This window comes from Streptomyces sp. NPDC002032 (assembly GCF_042890765.1).
In the GTDB taxonomy this organism is placed as follows: Bacteria; Actinomycetota; Actinomycetes; order Streptomycetales; family Streptomycetaceae; genus Streptomyces.
This window is the reverse complement of sequence record NZ_JBIASM010000008.1, coordinates 59070-76164: the sequence shown is the minus strand read 5'-3', so window position 1 is coordinate 76164 and position 17095 is coordinate 59070. Positions and strand designations below refer to the sequence as shown.

The window sequence follows — 17095 nt, the reverse complement described above, 5'->3', positions numbered from 1 at the left end:
TCCCCCGCAAAGCGGCCAGGCGCTCTCGACAGATGAATGTGAGAGGCGTCACCCTGTCACTCATCCACGCGGGGAGGCATGGATGGGCAGGAGCCGCAGAACAATTCCAGAGGAGCTTTTGCTGCTCGCCTTGGACCCGGCCACGGGAACCACGGCGCAGCCGCAGTCGCTCGACCTCGGCCTGGCCGGGGCACAGCTAGTGGAGCTGGCTCTGGCAGGACGGATAGCCCCTGACGGGGATCGTATCGCCGTGGTGATGCCACGGCCGACAGGAGATCCGACTTTGGACTCCGCACTGGAACTGCTGCGCAGACGCGGCAGCCCGGTCCGGGCCGTCCACTGGATCGGCGGACCCCGGCTGGGGCTCCGCCAGATTTACCTCGCCCACCTGGAGCGCTGCGGCATGGTGCACGCCGTCGCGGGACAGATGTGCGGGGTGCTGCCGACGGTGCGCTACCAGGCGACCGACACGGCGATCAGCCGGGAGATCCGTGCCCGGCTCGACAGTGCGATCCGCACCGGCGTACCGCCGGACCCGCGGACCGCGGCGCTCGCCGCACTGGCCCACGCGGTCGGACTCGGCAAGCACCTGTACCCCGGCAACGAGGGGCGCTCGTCCAGGTCCCGGCTGCGGGACCTGATCCGGCACGACCCGATGGGCGGTCTCGTGGCGCACGCCGTGATGGACGTCCAGAACGGCGTGGCCGCCCAGCCGCGCCGCGACAGGGCTCCGGCCCCGCCGGCCGCCCGGGCCGCGACGAGCGGCGGGGTGCCGCTGCAGCCGCGCCGGACGGGTGCGATGGCCCGCGCGGCCGCGCACTGATCCGCCCGCAGCACACGTACGACACGCACGACCGGCACGACCCGCACGACCGGCACCACCCGCACGACCCGCGACACCCCTGAGCAGTCAGCGGGGTACAGATCACCGTGACCGGAAGTCCCCCAAAGACCCGGCACGGAAGCCGCCCGCACGCGGGGTGGCGGACCGGTGAGCCGGTTCCGCCACCCCGCGTGCTGCTTTTCCCAGCCGTTCCCCAGCGCCGTCGCACCCTTCGGTGGCACTCTGCTGAACATCAGACACGCAGCGAGACAGCGACAGAAGAAGGCGGAGGTGCCGTCCCCGTGGCGTCCAATGTCAATCCCACCGTCCGACGCCGCCGACTGGGCATGGAGTTGCGCAAGCTCCGTGAGGACAAGGGCATGACGGCCGAACAGGTCGCCGAGCGCCTCCTCGTCTCCCAGTCGAAGATCAGCCGGCTGGAGAACGGCCGCAGGTCCATCAGCCAGCGCGACGTGCGCGACCTGTGCGAGGTCTACGAGGTGGAGGACCCCCGGCTCGTGGACTCGCTCATGCAGATGGCCAAGGACTCGCGCCAGCAGGGTTGGTGGCACGCCTTCGGAGACATCCCGTACAGCGTCTACATCGGGCTCGAAACCGATGCCGCCAGCCTGCGCACCTACGAACCGCAGATGGTCCCCGGCCTGCTCCAGACCCCGGAGTACGCCCAGGCCCTGATCCGCGGCGCGCTGCCGGAGACGGCCCCCGCCGACGTGGACAAGCGCGTCCAGGTCCGGATGCACCGCCAGAAGCGGCTCTCGGAGACGGACAACAACAACCCGGACGTCGGGCCGCTGCGCCTGTGGGCGGTGATCGACGAGGCGGCGCTGCGCCGGCACGTGGGCGATCCCCAGTTGATGATCCGGCAGCTGGAGTTCCTGATAGAGCAGTCGCAGCAGCCGTACATCACGGTCCAGGTGATGCCCTTCTCGATGGGCGCGCATCCGGGGGTGAACGGCCAGTACGCGATCCTGGAGTTCCCGGACGCCTCCGACTCGACGGTCGTGTACATCGAAGGCGTCACGAGCGACCTGTACCTGGAGAAGGCCAACGACGTCCAGAAGTACTCGGTGATGTACGAGCACCTGCGCGCCCAGGCGCTCAACGTCGACCAGACCCGGCAGTTCATCTCGGAGATCATCGACAACTACGCGGGCAAGACGGCGAAGTGACGGCGGTGGCCGTACCGTCCGCCGCGGCCTCCTCGGGCCGAGGGGGCCGGTACGGTACACCGTCAATCCCCGGCCACAGAAGGCCTGAATGGAATATGCCACCCGGTCGAGTGAATGCCTCCTTCAGCCCTCGGGAGGTGCCGGTAGCGTCGATCACGTCGGTCAGGGAATGGGCCGGCACGAACCCGGAACTACTCGCTGAACCGGAGATCATCATGGCTATTCGTCAGGGCGCCACGGAAATCTGGACCAAGTCCTCCTACTCCGGCGGGAACGGCGCGTGCGTCGAGGTCAAGTCCCCCGTCATGGCGGCCATCGCGGTCCGCGACTCCAAGGTGCAGGACGGACCGTCCCTCACCTTCGCGCCGGCTTCCTGGACCTCCTTCGTCGCCGATGTCACCGAGGGCCGGTCGGGGCGCCTCGCCTGAACGTTTCATCCCCCCACCCGACAGCATGTCCGGCACCACTGACTGAAGCCCTCTCGACCGGTCCGCCGTCCTGGCCGAGGGGGCTCGGCCATGTCCCGGCGCGGCCGCCGCCGTCGCCGTCGCCGCCGCCGCCGCCGTCAGCGCAGCCGGTCCACGTACCGGTCGGTCCCCGGCACCGTCGGGATGAACGGCGCGACCAGTTCCACCCGGCCCGGCCCCGACTCCGCGATCTCCGCGTCGAGCCCCCGGAAATGGTCCCAGCAGCTCCGCGGATCGGCCTCCAGGAACCACAGCAGGGTGAGCCGGGTGTCGACCCCCTCGACCTGTTTGACGTAGGTCATCCGGTCGCCGGGCAGCGGCGTCGGACGGAAGACGGTGACCATGGCCGCCGGTGAGCCGGCCAGCCGCCCCGGCAGGATCCGCGAGCGCAGCCGTTCCAGCAGCTCCGCCCGCTGGTCCGGGCCTTCGGCGTCGACGACCTGGAGGACGAGCCCCGCGTACGGGTGGTCCAGGGCGTGGAAGTCGCGGGGCCCGGCGGCTCCGTCGCGGTAGACGGTCGCCTCGTGGTCCTGGAAGGCCGTGAAGACGTGCGTCCGCTCCTGGTGGACGCGGCCGTCCCGGCCCAGCCGCTTGTTGATGCCGACGGTCCACTTCATGTGCTCGTCGTAGCGGCCCTCGGTCACCCAGTACGTGGACAGGTAGCAGCCCGCGGTGACGGGCTGGGCGACCGCGGACTTCTCGGGGTAGCGCAGTTCCTGGAGGTCGCGGGTGGCGACCCAGCGGCGGCCGGCGTACATCCAGGGCATGGCCATGGCGCCCGCGTAGTAGTGGTCGTCCTCGTACCAGCGGTTGTACGCGTACTCGTGGCCCGGGTGCGGCTCCACCATGGTGATGAGGGCGTGGCCGGGGCGGACCCCGTACGGGCCGACGGCCGCCAGCTCCGCGTAGTCCCCGGCGCGGGTGTCCTGAGGGGCGCTCTCCCGCTCGTCTCTCGTCATGGCACCGGTCTATCTGATGCGGCGTCAGTTGTGGAGGGGGCGGACGGCGTTCACTCCCTCGGCGTCCTGCGCCAGACCGGGCCGCCGTCCGCGTACAGGGCCTCGATCTCGGCGGCGTAGCGGTCGGCGACGGCGCCCCGGCGGAGCTTCAGGGTCGGGGTCAGGGTCCCGGCGGCGATGGAGAACTCCTCGTCCAGCACCCGGAAGGCGCGGATCCTGGCCGGCCGGGAGACGGCCGCGTTGGCGGTGGCCACGGCCTCGGCGACCAGGGCCCGCACCGCCGGGTGGGCGCCGGGGGCGGCGCCGAGGTCGAGGGACTCCCGGGCCGCCCAGGCGGCGACCTCCGGCGCGTCCAGGGTGATCAGGGCCACCGGGTGGGGCCGCCGGTCGCCGATCAGGACCGCCCGCGAGACGTAGCGGGAGGCGGCCTGGACGGCGAACTCCACTTCGGTCGGGGTGATGTTCTTCCCGGCCGAGGTGATGATGAGCTCCTTCTTGCGGCCGGTGATGGACAGGTAGCCGTCGCCGTCCAGCTCGCCCAGGTCCCCGGTGTGCAGCCAGCCGTCGGGATCGAGCGCCTCCGCCGTCGCGGCCGGGTTCGCGTGGTAGCCGGGGAAGACCATCGGGCCCCGGGCCAGCACCTCCCCGTCACCGGCGATGCGGACCTCGCAGCCCGCGACCGGGCGGCCGACGGTTCCGGGGCGGTCGGCGCCGGGGTGGTTGAGGCTGATCACCCCGCCGGACTCGGTCATGCCGTAGCCCTCGAAGAGCCGGATGCCGCAGGCGCGCAGGAAGTCCAGCGTGGCCGGGGCGATCGGGGCACCGCCGGTCAGGGCCCATTTCAGGCGGCCCCCGAAGGCGGCGCGGACGGGCCCGTAGAGGGTCTCCTCCGCGGCCTCGTACGCGGCCCGGTCCGCCTCCGGAAGGCGGCCCTCCGCCGCCAGCACGCCCAGCCGTACGGCCTCCTGGAACCGCTCGCGGCCGCCGTCGGCCCCCTCGGCCAGGGCCTGCACCACGGAGTGCACCTTCTCGAACAGGCGCGGTACGGACGGCAGGTGGGTGGGCCGGGCCTCGGCCAGCTCGCCGACCACGTCCTCGACGCGGCCGCCGAAGTAGCAGAGCTCCCCGCCCTCCAGGAGGGTGGTGAACTGGATGAGCTGGGCCAGCAAGTGCGCGAGCGGGAGGTACAGGTAGGTGGAGTCGCCCGGGCCGCCCCGGACCAGCGGGAGCGTGGCGTCCTGGACGGCCCCGAAGTTGCCGTGGGTGAGCCGGCAGCCCTTGGGGAGGCCGGTGGTGCCGGAGGTGTAGACGATGGAGGCGTCGTCGCCGGGGGTCACGGCGGCGGCCCGCGCGGCGAGTTCGGCGGCGGTGGCGCGGCCGTACGGGGCGCCGTACGAACCCCCGGACGGGGAACCGGACGAGGAGCGGGACGAGGAGCCGGACGAGGAGCCCGGCGCGGCGGGCGGCGCGGCGGGCGGCGCGTCCATGCGCAGGACCTCCCGCAGCGCGGGGAGCTTGGGGCGCAGCGCCTCGACGCGGGCCGCCTGGGCGGCGTCCTCGCAGACGGCCACCACCGCCTCGGAGTCCGACAGCACCCAGGCCAGCTCCTCCTCCCCCGCCGTCGGGTACACCGGCACGAGCACCCCGCCCGCCGCGAGGATCCCGAAGTGGGCGTACGTCCACTCGGGCCGGGTCTCCGCGAGCACCGCGACCCGCTCCCCGGCGGCGAGCCCCAGCCCGAGCAGCGTGCGGCCGGCCTCCCGGACCGACGCGGCGAGCTCGGCGTAGCTCCGGGTCCGCCAGCCCCCGTCCGGCGCCCGGAAGCGGAGCGCGGGCGCGGGCCCGTACCTCTCTTCGGCCCACTGGGTGAACTCCGCCAGCGTGCCCGGCCGACCGTCCATCGCATGCCCTCCCCGAGACAGGTGACCCCCCGCACCCCGACGCTAGGCACCCCCGCACCCGCTCCGGCATGACCGGAAGCGTCACCCCCGCTGACCTCAGCGCTCATTGGGGCTACCGTCGGAGCCATGGGGAGGCGGACGATCACCGTGCACCACGTGCGCGCCGTGCTCGCGGGGGCGCGGCGCGGCGGCTTCGACCTGGTGCCCCTGCTCCAGGAGGCGCAGATCCCGCCGCTGCTGCTGGGCGACGACCGGGCGCGGATCACGCCCGCGCAGTTCGCGCGCCTGTTCCGGGCGCTGTACCGGGCCACGCAGGACGAGTTCCTCGGGCTGTCGGCCGCGCCGAGCCGGCCGGGCACCTTCACGATGATGGGCCACGCCTGCCTGGGCTGCCGGGACCTGGGGGCGGCGGTGCGGCGGGCCGCGGAGTTCTACGGGCTGTTCCCGGACGGCCCGGAGCTGGCGCTGGACGTCGGCGGCGGGCAGGCGCGGTTCACGGTGCGCAACGCCTTCGACGGGGACGAGGAACGGTTCCTCAGCGAGTGCGTGCTGGCGATCTGGCACCGGCTGAGCAGCTGGCTGATCGGCCGCCGCATCCCCCTGCTCCAGGCCTCCTTCGCGTATCCCCCGCCGCCGCACGCCGACGAGTACGCCACCCTCTTCGGCTGCCCCGTCCGCTTCGGCGCGGAGCTGACGGGTGCGGTCTTCGACGCGCACTGGCTGGCCGCCCCGCTCGTCCGGGACGAGGGCGAGCTCGACGCGATGCTCCGCCGGGCCCCTTTCGACCTGCTCTCGCGGCCCGAGTACGGGACCACCGTCGCGCAGCAGGTCCGCCGGAGCCTGACGCAGCGGCTGCGGGAGTCGCCGCGGCTGCCGGAGCTGGGCGAGGTCGCGGCCCGGCTGGCGGTGTCCCCGGCGACGCTGCGGCGCCGGCTGCGCGAGGAGGGCACCTCCTTCCAGCAGCTGAAGGACCACGTACGGCGGGACGCGGCCATCGCGGGGCTGGCCGAGAGCGGGGAGCCGATCGCCGAACTGGCGGCCCGGCTCGGTTTCTCGGAGGACACCGCCTTCCACCGCGCCTTCCGCCGCTGGACGGGAACCACCCCGGGCGCGTACCGGATCGCCTCGGGCGGCTGACCCGGGCGCGTCCCGCCGGCCCCCGACCGGGCCCGCCGCTCCGAACCGGCCGTGCCCGCCGCCCGGAGCCCGCCGGTGCTCAGGCCGGGAGTTCGACCGTCACGTGCGGGGCCAGCGCCCGCAGGAAATCCGCCGCGCCGAACATCGCACCGGCCGAGGCCACGCCCGTGGTCCGGGTCCGCCCGGACAGGACCCGCTGGACGGCCTCCACCACCAGCGGCGCGGTGACCGCGTAGATGTCCTGCCCGCGCGCCGTGGCCCGGCGCTCCACGCCGCCCGCGCGGACGCGGACGTCGACGACGAAGGTCTGGTCCGAGCGGCCCAGGCCGTCGACCGCCTCGGGCGCCGGGGTGTCCGCCCCCGCCAGGTCCCGTGCGGCCTCGACGGCCATGTGGGTGCGGACTTCGGGCACGGCGAGGTGGCTGGGGACGGTGACGACGTCGGCCATCGTGAACTCCGAGACCACCGCCCGCCGCCCCAGCGGCTCCGGGAAGTCCCACTGCGCCTCGCGCGCCGCGTCGTCGTGGTAGCGCAGCGCGCCGTCCGCGTACCGCACGCGGCGGCCCGCGCGCCGCTCGTGGGAGACCCGCCCGGCCGTGCGGGTGCCCTCCGTGGGGCGCCAGCTGCTCAGGCCGTAGGCGACGTCGACCGTGTCCGCCGCCGTCCACCCGCCCATCGCGGCCGTCACCAGCAGGTCGCCCAGGCCCCCGTAGAAGGCCATCGCCGGGACCACGGGCACGCCCGCCGCACGGGCCGCCTCCGCGTGGTCGGTGAACATCGCGGCGTTCGCCTCGATCTCCGCCGCGACGTCGAGGTACGGGATCCCCGCGCGCAGGGCCGCCCCGACGAGCGGGCCCGCCGTCACCGCGAAGGGGCCCGCGCAGTTGATGACGGCCGCCGCTCCGGCGAGGGCCCGGTCCAGCGCGGCCGGATCGTCCGCGGCGGCCGGCCGCACGGCCACCTCGGGCCACTCGGCCGCCAGCGCCTCCAGCCGCGCCGCGTCCCGGCCGGAGGCGACGGCCGCCAGACCGCGCCGGCGGAGCTCTGCCAGGACGAACCGGCCGGTGTGCCCCGTCGCCCCGTACACCACAACTACCGGCCGCTGGTTCATCGTTGCCCCGTTCCGTCGTTCTCCTGCGTCCCTGTCACCCCTACTCTCGCCGCCGGCCGCATCGGACGTGAGAGTCCGGAACGACATCACCCGTACAGTTCCGGACATGACCACGATCGCCCTGCCCGCCGTCGGGAACCTGCTGCACTTCGAACTGGCGGTGGCCTACGAGATCTTCGGAAACCCCCCGGCCGAGGCCGCGGACGGCTGGTACGACGTACGGCTCTACGGGCCCGGTCCGGTGCGCGTCGGGCCGTTCACGGTCGAGCCCGAGCACGGGCTGGAGCGCCTGGCCGAGGCCGACACCGTGATCGTGCCCGCCTGCGCGGACGTGGACGAGCCGCTGCCGCCCGAGCTGGTCGACGCCGTACGCGCGGCGCACGCGGCCGGGGCCCGGGTCGCCTCCCTGTGCACCGGGGCGTTCGTGCTCGGCGCCGCGGGCCTGCTGGACGGGCGGCGGGCCACCACCCACTGGGCGCACGCCGCGGAACTGCGCGCGCGCCATCCGCGGGCGCTGGTCGACCCGGACGTGCTGTACACCGACAACGGCAGCGTGCTGACGGCGGCGGGCAAGGCGGCCGCCGTGGACCTGTGCCTGCACCTGATCCACCTCGACCACGGCGCCGCCGTCGCCAACGCGGTCGCCCGCCGGCTGGTCATGCCGCTGCACCGGCCGGGCGGGCAGGCGCAGTTCGTGGCCACGCCCGTGCAGACCTCGGGCGACCACGGGCTGGCCCGGCTGCTCGCCTGGGCCGGGCAGCGCCTGGACCGGCCGCTGACGGTGACCGACCTGGCCCGCGAGGCCCGCACCAGCCCCCGCCACCTCGGGCGGCAGTTCCGGGCGGTGGTCGGCCAGACCCCGCTCCAGTGGCTGCTGACCCAGCGGGTACGCCGCGCCCAGGAGCTGCTGGAGTCCACCGACGAGAGCGTGGAGGCGGTCGCCCGCGCCACCGGTATGGGCACCGCCACGACGCTGCGGCGCCAGTTCAAGCGGACCGTCGGCGTCTCCCCGAGCGCCTACCGGCGCTCCTTCCGCGCCGAGTTCCCGGCCTGACCGTCCGCGGGGCGGCGACGTGGACGGCGACGCGGACGGCGGCACGGACGGCGGCACGGACGGCGGCGCGCCCGCGGGCGGGTGGGTGGCCGGGTCAGGAAAGGTGAGCTGCCCGGTCAGCCACATTCCGACTGGTCGGTCACTACCTTCGCTTCACCCACCCCACACGGACCCTCGGGAGAGCCGCCCATGCGCATCCGAAGCACCGGCACCGCCCTGGCCGCCGTGGCCGCCCTGGCCGTCTCGGCCTGGATCCCCGCGAGCGCCGCGCGGGCCGCCGACGGCGAGGCCGCCGCCCGCCCCGGTGACGTCGTCGCCAGCGCCCCCTCCGCCTTCCACCCGCTGCCCGGCCAGCCCACCAACACCAAGGCCTGGAAGGTCCATTACCGCTCGACCACCGCCGACGGCGCCCCGAACGTCGTCTCGGGCACCGTCATCGTCCCGCAGGACGGCCGCACCGGCCCGCGCCCGCTGATCACCTATGCCGTCGGCACCGTCGGCATGGGCGACTCCTGCGCCCCGAGCAACAACCTCCCGTACGGCACCGCCATGGAGGCCAACCTCATCCAGCAGTACACGCTGCGCGGCTGGGCCGTGGTCGTGACCGACTACGAGGGGCTCGGCACCCCGGGCCTGCACACCTACACCGTCGGCCCCTCGGCGGGCCACGCCATGCTCGACGCCGCCCGCGCCGCGATCCGGCTGCCCGAGGCGGGGCTGGGCACGGACACCCCGGTCGGGATCATGGGCTACTCGCAGGGCGGGCAGGCCAGCAGCTGGGCGGCCGAACTGCAGGGCTCGTACGCCCCGGAGCTGAAGGTGAAGGGCACGGCGACCGGCGGGGTCCCGGCGGACCTGCTGAAGGTGGCCGCGTTCAACAACGGCTCGTACGGTTCCGGGCTCATCTTCATGGCGGCGGCCGGGCAGGACGCGGCCTACCCGGAGCTGCGGCTCGACTCCTACCTGAACCCGGCGGGCAAGGCCCTCGTCGCCGGGATGAAGGAGAACTGCGTGGCCATCGACGCCATCGCGGGCTCCTTCAAGCGGATCTCCGACCTGACCACGCGCGACCCGCTGGCGCAGCCGGACTGGCAGGACCGGCTGAACCGCAGCCGGCTCGGCGGGACGGCCCCGGCCGCGCCGGTGTACCAGTACCACGCGCTCGGCGACGAGCTCATCCCGTACGCGGTGGGGCGGCAGTTGCGCTCCGAATGGTGCGCGAAGGGCGCGGACGTGCAGTGGGACACCATCTGGGTGGGTGAGCACGTCAGCGGGGTCATCACGCACTCCGTGGAGGTCGGGGACTGGATGGCGGACCGCTTCGCGGGGCGCCCCTCGCACCCCAACTGCTAGCCCCCCAGCTACCCGCACCCCGCCGGGCCGTCAGCGCCCGGCGGGGCAGGTGCGCGCTCCGGGAGCGGGCAGAGGCCCGCCGGTGAGGAAGCCGTCCACGGCGGCGCGCACGCAGGCGGAGGCCGCGTAGCCGGTGTGCCCGTCGCCCTCGTGCTCCAGGACGACGGCGGCGCCCAGCCGGCGGGCCGTCTCCCGGGTCCACTCGTACGGGGTCGCCGGGTCGCCGCGGGTGCCGACGAGCAGCACGGGCGGGGCGCCCGGGTGGTCGATCCGGCGGATGAAATCGGTGCCGGCGGGGCGTCCGTAGCAGGACAGTACGGTGCCCAGCAGGCCCGGACCGAAGATCTTCGAGGCCTTGCGGAACTCCGGCCGCAGCTCTTCGAGTTCCTTCGCGACCGCCGCCGGCCCGGCCCGGTCGTATCCGCGGTCGGGGTCGTCGGCGCAGTTCACGGCGGTGAGGGCGGCCTCGGGGTTGTCGGCGGGGATCGGGGCGGGCCCGGCCCCGGGGTCGGCTTCCGGTTCGGGGGCGGCGGCGGTGGGGCCGCCGAGCTGCATCAGCCCGGTGGGGTCGTGGCGCTGCTCGACGAGGGCGAGGGCGTCGGCGAGGGCGGCCCGGCCGGCCGGCGCGTACAGGGCGGTGGCGAGTGCGGCGACGACGTCCTGGCCGGTGAACCAGGAGCCGTCGTCCCCGACGAGGGGTTCCCGGTCGAGCCGCTCGACGAGGGCCTCGACCGCCTCCCCGGCGGTGCGGGCGTCCGTGCCGTAGACGCAGCCGGCCGGGCCGGGGCGGCGGGCGCACCAGGCGAGGAAGCCGTCCAGGGCGCGCTGGCGGCCGCGCGCGGAGACCAGGGCCTGTTCGGCGAGGGGTTCACCGAGGGTGTCGACGCCGTCGAGGGCCATGCGGCCGGTGCGCCGCGGGAAGAGGGCGGCGTAGACGGCGCCGAGCCGGGTGCCGTAGGAGAAGCCGAGGTAGTTGAGCTTCTCGTCGCCGAGCGCGCCGCGGATGGCGTCGAGGTCGCGGGCGACGTTGACCGTGCCGACGTACGGGAGCACGGGCCCGGAGTGCAGGGCGCACCCCCGGGCGACGGCCCGCAGGGCGGCCAGCTGGGAGGCGGCGTCGGCCGGGACCAGGTCGCCGACCTGCTGGGAGCCGCCGCAGGAGACGGGGGCGCTGAGGCCGACGCCGCGGGGGTCGAAGGAGACGAGGTCGTAGCGCTCGCCGAGCTTCGCGAAGGTCGCGGCGTCGGCGGCCAGGGCGGTGGTGCCGCGGCCGCCGGGGCCGCCGAAGTTCAGCAGCAGGGAGCCGAGGGGCCGCCGGCCGGGGGCCGAGGCGGGTATCCGGGCGAGGGCCACCCGGATGGTCCCCTTGGCGGGGTCGTCGTGGTCGAGGGGGACGGTCACCGTCCCGCACCGCATCCGCTCGGGGACGGGCCGCTCACGGCACTCGCCCCACCGGACGGCCCCCGCGGGCGCGGGCGCCGGGCCGGGGGCGGGCGCGGGGGCGGCTCCGAGCCCGGCGGCCAGCACGGCCGCGCAGGCGGCGGCGGCGCTGCGGGCCCGGCGCCCGACGGTACGGGAACGGCCCGGGGCGGCGGTAAGGCCCCGGGCAGCGGTACCGGTACGGGTACGGGTACGGGCAGCGGTACGGGTACGGCCTCGGGAACGGTGCACGCCACCCTCCTCAGGTGACCCCCCGGACCGATCCGCCCAGCCCACGATAAGCGCCGCCCCCCGGACCCGCCCGCCGGACGACGCCGGGGGTGGCGGCAGGCGCGGCGGGGGGCGGCGGGCGCGGCGCTCGGCCCGCCTCAGCGGTCGCGGCGGCGGTACAGGTCCTCGATCTCCCGCTCGTGGTCGCGGGCGACGGCGGCCCTGCGCAGTTTCATCGACGGCGTCAGGTGCCCCCGCCCCTCCGTGAACTCCCCCGGCAGCACGGCGAAGCGGCGGATCGACTCCGCGCGCGAGACCAGCGCGTTCGCCTCGTCGACGGCCCTTTGGAGCTCCGCCAGCAGCGCCTCGTCCGTGATCAGCTCGCGGATCGGGACGCCCTGGCGCTTGTTCATCTGCCGCCAGTGGGACAGCCCGTCCGGTTCGAGGGTGATGAGGGCGGTGACGTACGGCCGGTTGTCGCCGATCACCATGCACTGCCCCACCAGGGGGTGGGCGCGCAGCCAGTCCTCCAGGGGCGCGGGGGCGACGTTCTTGCCGCCGGAGGTGATGATCATGTCCTTCTTGCGGCCGGTGATGGTGAGGTAGCCGTCTGCGTCGAGCTCGCCGATGTCGCCGGTGGGCAGCCAGTCGCCGGGCTGCTGCGCGGCGACGTTCCAGTAGCCCGCGAAGACGTGCGCCCCGCGCAGCAGCACCTCCCCGTCGTCGGCGATGCGCACCGCCGTTCCGGGCAGCGGCCAGCCGACCGTGCCGAGGCGGGGCCGCAGCGGCGGGGTGACGGTGGAGGCGGCGGTCGTCTCGGTGAGCCCGTAGCCCTCGAACACCTCGATCCCGGCGCCCGTGTAGAAGGCGGCGAGGCGCCGCCCGAGCGGTGAGCCACCGCTCAGCACGTACCGCACGCGTCCGCCCATCGCCGCGCGGATCCGCCGGTAGACGAGCGGGTCGTACAGGGCGTGCGCGGCCCGCAGCGCCATCGACGGCCGCCGGCCGCGGCTGCGCTCCTCGCCGACGCTCTGCGCGATGCGGGAGGCACGGTCGAAGGAGGCTGCCCGTCCCATGCTCTCGGCGGTGGCACGGGCGGTGTTGTGGACCTTCTCCAGGACGTAGGGGATGGCCAGCAGGAACGTCGGCCGGAAGCCGGCGAGGTCGGCGAGCAGGTCCTCGGTGGCGATGCTCGGCGCGTGGCCCAGCTTGACGCGGGCCCGCATGCAGCCGACGGCGACCATGCGCCCGAAGACGTGGGACAGCGGCAGGAAGAGCAGGGTGGAGGCCGGGTCGTCGGTGGCCGACTTGAACACCGGGTGGAGCAGCTCCACCGCGTTGTCGACCTCGGCGTAGAAGTTCCCGTGGGTCAGCACGCACCCCTTGGGCTGCCCGGTGGTGCCGGAGGTGTAGACGAGCGTGGCGATGGACTGCGGCGTACGGGTGGATCTGCGCGCGTGCACGATCGCGTCGGGCAGGTCCTCGCCGGCCTTGACGAGCCGGGCGACGGCGCCCGTGTCGAACTCCCACAGGTGCGCGAGCCCGGGCAGGTTGCCGCGCTCGGCGCTGATCAGGCGGGCCTGCACGGTGTCCTCGACGGCGCAGGCAACGGCCCCGGAGTCGTGCAGGATCCAGCGCGCCTGGTGGACGGAGGAGGTGGGGTAGACCGGTACGGTGACCAGCCCGGCGGCCCAGCCGGCGAAGTCCAGCAGCGTCCACTCGTAGGTGGTCCGGGCCATGATGGCCAGCCGGTCGCCCTCCTGGAGCCCTTCGGCGATCAGCCCCTTGGCCACGGCGAGCACCTCGTGGGCGAACTCGGCGGCGGTGACGTCCCGCCAGGCGCCGTCGCGCCCCTTGCGTGCGAGCACGGGCTCGTGCGGGGCCTGGCGGGCGTTCTCGAAGGGAAGGTCCCCGAGCGAGCCGCTCACCGGCATCCGGGCGAGGGCGGGCACCGACACCTCGCGCACCACCCCGGCGACGGTCGTCTTGACGGGCTCGACCAGCTTCGGCTCGGCTTCCACGGCTTTCTCCTCGGTCGGGATGGAGTTACCGCCGGTAATTTACGCACGGGTAACCCCCTCCGACCAGCCCCCGGACCGCTTCTTCACCCACCTCCCACCCCCTGCCCACACACCCCCGCGCCCCCGGGACCCCGCACCCCCGGCCCGGCGGCGGCGCACAGCACCCCGCCCCGCCCCGGGCCGCCGGGTAACCGCCCTGCAACAGCGACCCGGAACGCCTGCGGCCGCCCGCGGCCGCCGGGCACAATCCCCACGGGGGTCCGCCCGGCGGCTTCCGCACTCCCGTCCACCGTGAGGAGCGTCCGGTGTCGTCGCAACCGCAGGAAATACAGTTACCGCTCACCCCGCAGCAGGCCGCCGAGGGCACCATCGTCACCGTCCCGCTGCCCAACGGCACGGCCCGCCTGCGCATCCCGCCCTCCCGGGACGGCGACCTCGTCCGGGCCCGCTTCGGCGACAACGAGGTCCTGCTCCGCGTCCGCGTCACCGCCCCGGGAGCGGCCCCGCCCCCGGTGCCGAAGAAGTCGAGCCCCCTGGGCTGCCTCCTGGCCCTGGGCGCGGCGGCCGTCGTGATCGCCGTCGTGGTCGTGGCGAGCAACGACAACTCCGACGACGCCAACAACACGGCCTCGGCGAGCCCGACGTACTCCAGCCCGGCCACCACCGCGTACCAGACCCCCACGTACTCCCCCACGTACACCTACGAGCCGACGACCCGGCCGACCCCGCCGGCGCTCCCCACCCTCCCGGCCCTTCCGGCCCCCGCCCCGACGAGCGCCGCCCCGACCCCCTTCGACAAGGGCACCTGCCTCAACGGCCAGCTCCCGGACTCCGAGACGGCCCAGCGCGTCAACAACGTGGACGAGGTCTCCTGTTCGGCCTCCGACGCGCACTACAAGGTGATCGAGAGGTTCCCCTTCTCCTCCGACATGGAGCAGTGCAAGAACAATCCGGACACGGAGTACGCGTTCTCGTACCGCTACACCCTCAACGGCAGCGTCCTCAACCAGTACGTCTACTGCCTGATCGGACTCGGCTCCTACTCCCGCTCCTGACCGAAGACCCGCCGCCAGGCCCGGGCGGCCCCCCGGACGAACAGGGCGGCGGCCGGGGCACCCGTCCGGGGGTGGGCCGCCGGCGCCGCGGCCGAAGATGCCGTCCGGCGGGCGGCCAGGGTGTTCAGCAGGGCCGCGCCGCGGGCGGCGTCGGGGACGGAGACGGCGAAGTCGCGGCCCTTCGCGCGGATGACCAGGCACTCGCCGCCGCGGAGCATCACCGTCGTGCCCAGGCCGTTGATGCGGTAGCCCCAGCCGCCCGCCTGTGCGGGGGTGCGGTGTTCGGCGCGGGCCGACTCGATGGCCCGCACGGGCCAGCTGCGCACCGGCAGCCCCAGCGGGCCGAGGGCCACCTCCAGGCCCCGTACCGTCACCCGGGCCCGGACCGAGGAGCAGCCCAGCAGGGCCAGCGAGGCGAAGCCGGCCGGCAGGGCCACCGCCCATGCCGGGCCCGTCAGTCCGGCCAGTACCGCCAGGGCCGCGCCCACCGCCACCAGCCCGCACGCGGCACCGGCCAGCCGGAGCCACGGATTGCTCTCCCGGGAGAGCCAGACGAGCCGTTCACCGTCCGGGATCCGCAGCACCGGCCCGTCGGGCACCGGCTGCGCGGCGTCCCGGCGGCCCGCCAGCGCCCCGCCGAGCGCGATCAGTACGGCCGCCACCGCGACCCCCACGGCCCACCCCGTCATCGGCCCGGCCTGCCGCCAGTCCGCCCGGTCGAGGTTGGCCCGTACGATCGCGGCCTGCCCACCGGCCAGCCCGGCCCCGGCGCCGCCCAGCGTTCCGGCGACCCAGCCGCCCGGCCCCGCGAGCCGCCGCCCGAGGACGACGCCACCGACCAGCAGGACCCACACCCCCGCCGGGACGGCGGCCGCCGCCCACAGCGGCATCGAGCCGTCCGGGCCACCGGATCCCGCCGGCCAGTGCGTGGCCAGCCGCCGCGGCAGCCTCCCGCTCGCGGCCCACGGCAGCGCCACCAGGACCACCAGCACCCCGGCCGTCCAGCCGGCCACGCCCCACCCCGCACGGTCCTTCACGGCAACTCCCCGATCATTTCGATGAGATCGGCCCTGCTGTAGCCGAGCCGCGCCCCGTCCGCCACCAGAGCGCGTACGCGTTCCAGCACCCCGGAGCGCCCGTCCGCCCCCTCGGCGACGGTCACTCCGCGGCCCCGCCGGAACTCCAGCAGCCCTTCGTCGCGCAGCGTCCGCAGCGCGCGCAGCACGGTGTTGGCATTGACCCCCAGCGCGCCCGCGAGGTCCCGCGCGGGCGGGATCCGGTCCCCGGGCGCGCACTCCCCCTCGGCGATGGCGCGCCGGAGCGCGCCCGCCACCTGCTCGTGGAGCGGACTCCCGTCCGCGGTGTTCAGCCTCAGCAACATGATGCCAGTGAACGTAGCACCATGCCCAGCACCGGCCGGAGTTGATCCAACGTCCGAATCCCGGTGGACAACGCCCTCGGGGCGGCCGATAGTGCCGCCATGGCCTCTCTCGTACGACACGTGACCTTCGACTGTGCCGACCCCTACACCCTGGCGGGGTTCTGGGCCGCCGTCCTGGACGGGACCATCGCCGAGAACGACCTCCCGGGCGACCCGGAGGTCCTGGTGACCTCGGCCGGCACGGCCCTGCTCTTCATCGCGGTTCCCGACGCGAAGGTGGTCAAGAACCGCCTGCACGTGGACCTCCAGCCGCAGGACCGCACCCGCGACGAGGAGGTCGAGCGCCTCCTCGCGCTCGGCGCCACCGTCGTCGGCGACCACCGCAAGCCCGACGGCGCGGGCTGGGTGACGATGGCGGACCCCGTGGGGAACGAGTTCTGCGTCGAACGCTCGGCCGCCGAACGGACCTCCGCCGCCGCCTCCTAGAGTGGACACGCGTACGGGAACTGACCGACCACCAGTTCCCGGCGCGTGACGAAGGAGCAACGGAGAACATGCGAAGGATCAAGGCAGCCGTACTGGCGGCCCTCGCCATGACCGGACTCACCCTGGCCACCGTGCCGGCCCGGGCGGCGGACCACTGCACCGCGGGGGGCGGCGGCATCTACATCTGTGAGTACGGGGTGACCAAGCACGCCCTGCCGGGCGGCGAGAAGGAACAGTTCCTGGTCGGCACCGACTACATGATCTGGACCCGCTACACGACGAACGGCAAGTGGAGCGGGTGGACGTCCCTGGGCGGTCCCGCCAAGAGCGCGGTCGGCATCCAGGAACGCCCGGACCCCGGCCACCCGGACGCGATCATGGTCTACGCCACGAGCACCTGGGACAAGGCCTGGGGCACGGTCCGGATGGCCCCCGGACAGCCGTGGAGCCCGTGGGACTGCCTCAAGTGCCCTGAGTAGCCGGTAGCCGGTAGCCGCGGGCCGGGCC

The 17095-nt window shown here is 74.6% G+C and carries 16 protein-coding genes; 9 read left to right on the top strand and 7 right to left on the bottom strand.

The genetic code is table 11. The annotated features are described in order from the left end of the window. Positions 1–82: 82 nt before the first annotated feature. The 3 genes from ACFYYT_RS20015 (at position 83) to ACFYYT_RS20005 (ending at position 2441) form a co-directional block, all read left to right on the top strand. The gene (locus ACFYYT_RS20015; protein WP_351817953.1) at positions 83–823 is read left to right on the top strand and encodes a GPP34 family phosphoprotein; all 741 of its coding nucleotides are present in this window, start codon (positions 83–85) and stop codon (positions 821–823) included. Positions 824–1125: 302 nt separating this feature from the next. Then, positions 1126–2013 carry a helix-turn-helix transcriptional regulator gene (locus tag ACFYYT_RS20010; protein WP_351817956.1) on the top strand — a complete coding sequence of 296 codons (888 nt, stop codon included), beginning with the start codon at positions 1126–1128 and terminating at the stop codon, positions 2011–2013. A 215-nt stretch (positions 2014–2228) separates the two neighbouring features. Then, positions 2229–2441 (top strand): DUF397 domain-containing protein, encoded by a 213-nt coding sequence (locus ACFYYT_RS20005; protein WP_351817959.1) that lies wholly within the window; start codon positions 2229–2231, stop codon positions 2439–2441. A gap of 137 nt (positions 2442–2578) precedes the next feature. Here ACFYYT_RS20005 and ACFYYT_RS20000 read toward each other — a convergent pair whose 3' ends face one another. Together ACFYYT_RS20000 and ACFYYT_RS19995 are read right to left on the bottom strand one after the other, a co-directional pair. Beyond that, on the bottom strand, positions 2579–3439 hold the full coding sequence (locus tag ACFYYT_RS20000; protein WP_351817962.1) for a hypothetical protein: 861 nt from the start codon (positions 3437–3439) through the stop codon (positions 2579–2581). 50 nt (positions 3440–3489) lie between these two features. Further along, positions 3490–5340 (bottom strand): long-chain fatty acid--CoA ligase, encoded by a 1851-nt coding sequence (locus ACFYYT_RS19995; protein WP_351817965.1) that lies wholly within the window; start codon positions 5338–5340, stop codon positions 3490–3492. A 126-nt stretch (positions 5341–5466) separates the two neighbouring features. Between ACFYYT_RS19995 and ACFYYT_RS19990 the strand changes: the two genes are divergently transcribed. Further along, the gene (locus ACFYYT_RS19990; protein WP_351817968.1) at positions 5467–6477 is read left to right on the top strand and encodes an AraC family transcriptional regulator; all 1011 of its coding nucleotides are present in this window, start codon (positions 5467–5469) and stop codon (positions 6475–6477) included. A gap of 79 nt (positions 6478–6556) precedes the next feature. Here the strand turns inward: ACFYYT_RS19990 and ACFYYT_RS19985 are convergent, their stop codons facing one another. Further along, entirely contained in the window at positions 6557–7588 is a 1032-nt protein-coding gene (locus ACFYYT_RS19985; protein WP_351817971.1) for a saccharopine dehydrogenase NADP-binding domain-containing protein, read from the bottom strand. 106 nt (positions 7589–7694) lie between these two features. Between ACFYYT_RS19985 and ACFYYT_RS19980 the strand changes: the two genes are divergently transcribed. Both ACFYYT_RS19980 and ACFYYT_RS19975 read left to right on the top strand, forming a co-directional pair. Continuing rightward, positions 7695–8642, top strand: a complete 948-nt coding sequence (locus tag ACFYYT_RS19980; protein WP_351817974.1) for a helix-turn-helix domain-containing protein — start codon at positions 7695–7697, stop codon at positions 8640–8642. A gap of 189 nt (positions 8643–8831) precedes the next feature. Further along, a complete protein-coding gene (locus tag ACFYYT_RS19975) occupies positions 8832–9995 on the top strand; it encodes a lipase family protein (protein WP_351817977.1) in 1164 nt (387 codons plus the stop codon). Between the two features lie 30 nt (positions 9996–10025). On the opposite strand, the gene ACFYYT_RS19970 is transcribed toward ACFYYT_RS19975, so the two are convergent. Continuing rightward, a complete protein-coding gene (locus tag ACFYYT_RS19970; RefSeq protein WP_351817980.1) occupies positions 10026–11666 on the bottom strand; it encodes an alpha/beta hydrolase in 1641 nt (546 codons plus the stop codon). A 137-nt stretch (positions 11667–11803) separates the two neighbouring features. Then, positions 11804–13666, bottom strand: coding sequence for an AMP-dependent synthetase/ligase (locus ACFYYT_RS19965; RefSeq protein WP_351817983.1), 1863 nt, complete (start codon positions 13664–13666; stop codon positions 11804–11806). A gap of 305 nt (positions 13667–13971) precedes the next feature. On the opposite strand from ACFYYT_RS19965, the gene ACFYYT_RS19960 reads away from it, so the two are divergent. Continuing rightward, positions 13972–14721 carry a hypothetical protein gene (locus tag ACFYYT_RS19960; RefSeq protein ID WP_351817986.1) on the top strand — a complete coding sequence of 250 codons (750 nt, stop codon included), beginning with the start codon at positions 13972–13974 and terminating at the stop codon, positions 14719–14721. Here the strand turns inward: ACFYYT_RS19960 and ACFYYT_RS19955 are convergent. Next, positions 14706–15758 carry a DUF1648 domain-containing protein gene (locus ACFYYT_RS19955; protein ID WP_351817989.1) on the bottom strand — a complete coding sequence of 351 codons (1053 nt, stop codon included), beginning with the start codon at positions 15756–15758 and terminating at the stop codon, positions 14706–14708. The two genes, ACFYYT_RS19960 and ACFYYT_RS19955, sit on opposite strands and share 16 nt — an antisense overlap. Further along, the gene (locus ACFYYT_RS19950; protein ID WP_351817992.1) at positions 15755–16102 is read right to left on the bottom strand and encodes a GntR family transcriptional regulator; all 348 of its coding nucleotides are present in this window, start codon (positions 16100–16102) and stop codon (positions 15755–15757) included. Before ACFYYT_RS19950 ends, ACFYYT_RS19955 begins: the two co-directional genes overlap by 4 nt. Positions 16103–16201: 99 nt before the next feature. Here ACFYYT_RS19950 and ACFYYT_RS19945 point away from each other — a divergent pair, with 99 nt between their 5' ends. Beyond that, the gene (locus tag ACFYYT_RS19945) at positions 16202–16588 is read left to right on the top strand and encodes a VOC family protein (RefSeq protein ID WP_351817995.1); all 387 of its coding nucleotides are present in this window, start codon (positions 16202–16204) and stop codon (positions 16586–16588) included. A 68-nt stretch (positions 16589–16656) separates the two neighbouring features. Further along, entirely contained in the window at positions 16657–17067 is a 411-nt protein-coding gene (locus ACFYYT_RS19940; protein ID WP_351817998.1) for a hypothetical protein, read from the top strand. Positions 17068–17095: the final 28 nt, after the last annotated feature.

Bases quoted from the DNA above. Each gene is read 5' to 3' on its own strand.
- ACFYYT_RS20015 (WP_351817953.1), top strand. From the start codon at position 83: ATGGGCAGGAGCCGCAGAACAATTCCAGAGGAGCTTTTGCTGCTCGCC.
- ACFYYT_RS20005 (WP_351817959.1), top strand. From the start codon at position 2,229: ATGGCTATTCGTCAGGGCGCCACGGAAATCTGGACCAAGTCCTCCTAC.
- ACFYYT_RS20000 (WP_351817962.1), bottom strand. From the start codon at position 3,439: ATGACGAGAGACGAGCGGGAGAGCGCCCCTCAGGACACCCGCGCCGGG.
- ACFYYT_RS19995 (WP_351817965.1), bottom strand. From the start codon at position 5,340: ATGGACGGTCGGCCGGGCACGCTGGCGGAGTTCACCCAGTGGGCCGAA.
- ACFYYT_RS19990 (WP_351817968.1), top strand. From the start codon at position 5,467: ATGGGGAGGCGGACGATCACCGTGCACCACGTGCGCGCCGTGCTCGCG.
- ACFYYT_RS19985 (WP_351817971.1), bottom strand. From the start codon at position 7,588: ATGAACCAGCGGCCGGTAGTTGTGGTGTACGGGGCGACGGGGCACACC.
- ACFYYT_RS19980 (WP_351817974.1), top strand. From the start codon at position 7,695: ATGACCACGATCGCCCTGCCCGCCGTCGGGAACCTGCTGCACTTCGAA.
- ACFYYT_RS19975 (WP_351817977.1), top strand. From the start codon at position 8,832: ATGCGCATCCGAAGCACCGGCACCGCCCTGGCCGCCGTGGCCGCCCTG.
- ACFYYT_RS19950 (WP_351817992.1), bottom strand. From the start codon at position 16,102: ATGTTGCTGAGGCTGAACACCGCGGACGGGAGTCCGCTCCACGAGCAG.
- ACFYYT_RS19945 (WP_351817995.1), top strand. From the start codon at position 16,202: ATGGCCTCTCTCGTACGACACGTGACCTTCGACTGTGCCGACCCCTAC.
- ACFYYT_RS19940 (WP_351817998.1), top strand. From the start codon at position 16,657: ATGCGAAGGATCAAGGCAGCCGTACTGGCGGCCCTCGCCATGACCGGA.